A 4,684-nucleotide genomic window follows, 5' to 3' on the forward strand; every position below is an offset into this window, starting at 1 on the left:
TCCATGCTGCGCGCCGCCGCGGTGGCTTCTTCCACCAGTGCCGCGTTCTGCTGGGTGCTCTCGTCCATCTGGGTGATGGCCTGGTTGACCTGCTCGATGCCCGCGCTCTGCTCCTGCGAGGCGGCCGAGATGTCGGCGATGATGTCGGTGACGCGCTTCACGCTGGTCACGATCTCGCCCATGGTGCGGCCGGCCTGGTCGACCAGGTCGTTGCCGTGGCGGACCTTGTCTGCCGAATCGGTGATCAGGGTCTTGATCTCCTTGGCCGCGCCGGCCGAACGCTGGGCCAGCGACCGCACTTCCGCGGCCACGACCGCGAAGCCGCGGCCCTGCTCGCCCGCACGCGCGGCTTCGACCGCGGCGTTGAGCGCCAGGATGTTGGTCTGGAAGGCGATGCCGTCGATCACCCCGATGATGTCGGCGATGCGGTTGGACGACTCGGAGATCGCGGACATGGTCTGGACGACCTTGCCGACCACCTCGCCGCCCTGCGAGGCCACGTCCACTGCGCCGATGGCGAGCTGGTTGGCCTGGCGGGCGTTGTCGGCGTTCTGGCGCACGGTGGAGGTGAGTTCCTCCATCGACGAGGCGGTCTCCTCGAGCGAGGCGGCCTGCTGTTCGGTGCGGCGCGAGAGGTCGTCGTTGCCGGCGGCGATCTCGGACGCGGCCGAGTTGATCGCGTCGCTGCCGGTGCGGATCTGGCCGACGATGTCGGCCAGGCGGTCGACCGTGCGGTTGGCGCTGTCGCGCATGGCCGCGAACACGCCCTGGAAGTCGCCATCCATGCGCACCGTCAGGTCGCCGTCGGCGAGCGCGGACAGCACCTCGGACACCCGATCCAGGCTCGCCGCGTTGGCGTCGAGCAGGCCGTTGAGCTGGTCGGCGAGCTGCAGCAGGAAGCCGTGCTTGTCGTCGGTACGCACGCGTCCGGACAGATCGCCTGCCGCCGCCGCGGCGACGATGTCCGAGACCTCGGCCTCGACCGCGATTTCCGCGGTGCGGTCGGCCCATTCCACGACGAAGCCCTCCGAGGCGCCATCGGCGTCGAGGATCGGATTGATGATCAGCTGCATCGTGCGGCCGCCCACCCGGATCTGCGCACGATGGGTGTCGCGCAGCCGTGCGAGCATCGCCGCCTGGTGTTCCGGCGCGCGGTGGAATCCGTCGATGTTGCTCCCGACCAGCGCCGCGGCATCGAAGCCGGGCAGGTCGCGCCGCAGGTCCTCCTGCGCCTCGGACAGCATGTTCTGGAGCGGCCGGTTGACGTAGACGATGTCGCGTGCGGTGTTCGCGATCATCACGCTGGTGCTCACGCTTTCGAGCGCGGTGCGGATGCGCAGGTTCTCGCTGGCGATCGCCTGGTCGCGTTCGATGCGTTCGCGCAGGTCGCGCTGCATGCGCTGCATGGCCCGGAGCAGGTCGCCGATCTCGTCCGCGCGACGGGTGTCGATGTGGCTGTCGAGCTTGCCGCCCGCCACGTCGTGGGCGACGCCCACCGCTTCGCGCGCGGCACGGGTCAGGTTGCGCGCCATCAGCAGGGCCACCGCCAGGCCGACGCCGATGCCGGCCAGCAACAGGACCACGAGCAGCAGGCTGGAGGTGGTATAGGCGCCTGCGGCCTCGGCCGTGGAGGCGGCCGCGACGCGGTTGGCCTCCTCGGCGAGCGCGGCCAGCGCGGCGCCGGTGGCATCGTGCAGGCGGCTGGTTTCGCCGATGAAGGTGTCGGTCGCGTCGTCGGGCAGCTCCAGGTCGAGCATTTCGTTGACCGAGGCATAGGACGCGCGGGCGCTGTCCCAGGCGGCGACGAGTTCCGCGAGCCTGCGCCGCTCGTCCGGTGTCGCCACGAAGCGCTCATAGGCCTTCATGTTCTCCGCGAGTTGCGCATCGATCTGCACCGCGCGCTCGCGCGCCTCCTGCTTGGCCGCCGCACTGGCGCGGACCAGGCCGCGATACGAGGCGGCGCGGTACTCCCCCAGCAATGCGCGCGTCTCGCCGACGAGGGTGACGCTGGGCAGTACGTCCCCGGACAGGCCCCTGGTCACCTGGTCCATCGAGCGCATGCCGCTGTAGGCGCCGATGCCCTGGACGAGCATGAGCAGCAGGACCATGCCGAACGCCAGCAGCAGCTTGGGCGCGAGTTTGAGATTCAGGAAACGATGCATGCAGGACTCCGCCTGATGGAATTGAGAAAAGGCCCGGCCGCACGAGGCGGCCGGACGATGGCATCACTTGATCGTGGCGAGCTTGATGTCGCCCGGCGAGCGGACCGCGATCTCGGCGCGGTTCGCGTCGCGCTGGATCGTGCCCAGCACGCAGACGTCCTTGCCTTCGAGTTCCTCGGGCGAAGGCTTGAACTTGCCGCGCTGCTCCTGCGGGATGCGTGCGGAAAAGGTGTGGCGCGGAAACGAACCGCCCATGTGCAGGAACGTGGGCTGGCCTTCCGAATTCTCGGCGTAACGTGTCTTCTCGACCTTGCCGCAGACCATGCCGGTCTGGCCGACGTGGCGGTTGGCCTGGTCGGGTCGGATGACGTCCTGGGCGAAGGCCGTGGATACGGCGCCGCCCATGAGCAGGGCGGCGATGAAGCAGTTGGTCCTTGGGATCATTCCTGTACTCCGTTCGGGGCATGTGGGGCATGCTGTGCGCGCACCCTCTCCCTTCTAGCGGCCCGGCGGTGGCGGACTTTAGGCCGGTGGCGAGAAAGGTCTGGCGCTGCGGCCACGACGTTCCGCCGCGCGGCATGGACACCGGCGCGCGTCAGCCGCCGCGCCGCTGGCGCGCGTTGCGCTGGCGCTCGACCTGGAAGATGTACTGCATGACCTGCTGTTCGACGGCGGCGGGCATGTCCACGAACCGGCAGCCCGCGCGCCAGCACGCCACCCCGCGGACCTCGTGGCGCGCGGTGTAGGCGACCTCGATCGCCACCGGCAACGGCGGCGCGTCGCCCAGCCGCAGCAGGCACGGGGCCATCCGCGCGGACGGCTGGAACCGGGCCTGGACATCGTCGGGAATCGCGATCGCCACCCCGCCGCCGCTGATGTCGAGCACGCGCAGGCCAGGGGCCGCGGAATCGGGCGCGTGCTCCGGGTCGCCGGGGTGCAAGGTCGCTGGCGCGCTGGCCGAACAGCGCAGCCGGTACGTCTCGCGCCGCTGCAGGCACAGCAGCGCTTCAGGCCAGCGCGTGAGGAAGGCGACGTAGTCCTCGTGCACGATCCGCGCCGGCGTGGACAGGCGGAAGCGGATCGGCACCAGGTCCAGCTGCGCCGAGCAGACGATACGGCTGGCCGCCGCCATGCGCTGGTTCATCGCCTCGTCGCGACTGCCGTCGAGCACCAGGGTGCCGTCGTCGTGCACTGCCAGCAGCGCCGTCGGGCAGGCATGCCCGCCGGGCACGAGGCTGGCGCTGATCAGAGATCGCGCCTCCAGCAGGCCGCGCAGGACCTGCGCGATCTCGCACGGCTCGCGCAGCGAGAACGGCGACAGCGCCTCGTCGTCGAGCGGGTGCGAAAGGTCGTCGGCAGCTGGCATCGTCCAGGGCTGGCAGGGTCCGTAGCTGAAGGTATCGGCCGGACGTCGGCGAAGTTGAGGCGTGCTTGCGCGGGGATGCGCTCGCCGCACCTGTGTCCGACGCGGGGATCGCGGCGCGCGCGGCCGGCGCCAACGCAACGGGGCGCCGAAGCGCCCCGTTGTGATGCCGCCTGCGGTGGACGATCAGAACTCCTGCCACTCGCCCGCGGCTTCGGCGGCGACCGCGGGGGCCGCCTTGGCACGGCCGCGCGCGGCAGGCTTGGGACGCGGCGCAGCCGCCGGCGCACGCTTGGGCAGGGCGACCACGCTCGACGGCGCCGCCACCGGGGCCGGTTCGCTGCGCACGCTGCGCGCCGGTTGCCCGTCCTGCACCCGGAACACCGCGACCGTCTGCACCAGCTGCCCGGCCTGCTGCTCCATGCTGCGCGCCGCCGCGGTGGCTTCTTCCACCAGTGCCGCGTTCTGCTGGGTGCTCTCGTCCATCTGGGTGATGGCCTGGTTGACCTGCTCGATGCCCGCGCTCTGCTCCTGCGAGGCGGCCGAGATGTCGGCGATGATGTCGGTGACGCGCTTCACGCTGGTCACGATCTCGCCCATGGTGCGGCCGGCCTGGTCGACCAGGTCGTTGCCGTGGCGGACCTTGTCTGCCGAATCGGTGATCAGGGTCTTGATCTCCTTGGCCGCGCCGGCCGAACGCTGGGCCAGCGACCGCACTTCCGCGGCCACGACCGCGAAGCCGCGGCCCTGCTCGCCCGCACGCGCGGCTTCGACCGCGGCGTTGAGCGCCAGGATGTTGGTCTGGAAGGCGATGCCGTCGATCACCCCGATGATGTCGGCGATGCGGTTGGACGACTCGGAGATCGCGGACATGGTCTGGACGACCTTGCCGACCACCTCGCCGCCCTGCGAGGCCACGTCCACTGCGCCGATGGCGAGCTGGTTGGCCTGGCGGGCGTTGTCGGCGTTCTGGCGCACGGTGGAGGTGAGTTCCTCCATCGACGAGGCGGTCTCCTCGAGCGAGGCGGCCTGCTGTTCGGTGCGGCGCGAGAGGTCGTCGTTGCCGGCGGCGATCTCGGACGCGGCCGAGTTGATCGCGTCGCTGCCGGTGCGGATCTGGCCGACGATGTCGGCCAGGCGGTCGACCGTGCGGTTGGCG

4 protein-coding genes are annotated in these 4,684 nt (G+C 70.7%); all 4 read right to left on the reverse strand.

Annotated elements, in window-relative coordinates; all coding sequences use genetic code 11:
- Positions 1-2,162: methyl-accepting chemotaxis protein (locus JMO03_RS06710; protein WP_202841825.1), on the reverse strand; the 2,162-nt coding region annotated here is incomplete at its 3' end.
- A gap of 63 nt (positions 2,163-2,225) precedes the next feature.
- Positions 2,226-2,606, reverse strand: a complete 381-nt coding sequence (locus JMO03_RS06715) for a hypothetical protein (RefSeq protein WP_202841827.1) — start codon at positions 2,604-2,606, stop codon at positions 2,226-2,228.
- Between the two features lie 151 nt (positions 2,607-2,757).
- Positions 2,758-3,528 (reverse strand): flagellar brake protein, encoded by a 771-nt coding sequence (locus JMO03_RS06720; protein WP_202841829.1) that lies wholly within the window; start codon positions 3,526-3,528, stop codon positions 2,758-2,760.
- 183 nt (positions 3,529-3,711) lie between these two features.
- The coding region (locus JMO03_RS06725) for a methyl-accepting chemotaxis protein (RefSeq protein WP_238345970.1) at positions 3,712-4,684 on the reverse strand (973 nt) is incomplete at its 5' end.

It is taken from the genome of Luteimonas saliphila (assembly GCF_016774335.1).
GTDB classification, from domain to species: domain Bacteria; phylum Pseudomonadota; class Gammaproteobacteria; order Xanthomonadales; family Xanthomonadaceae; genus Luteimonas; species Luteimonas saliphila.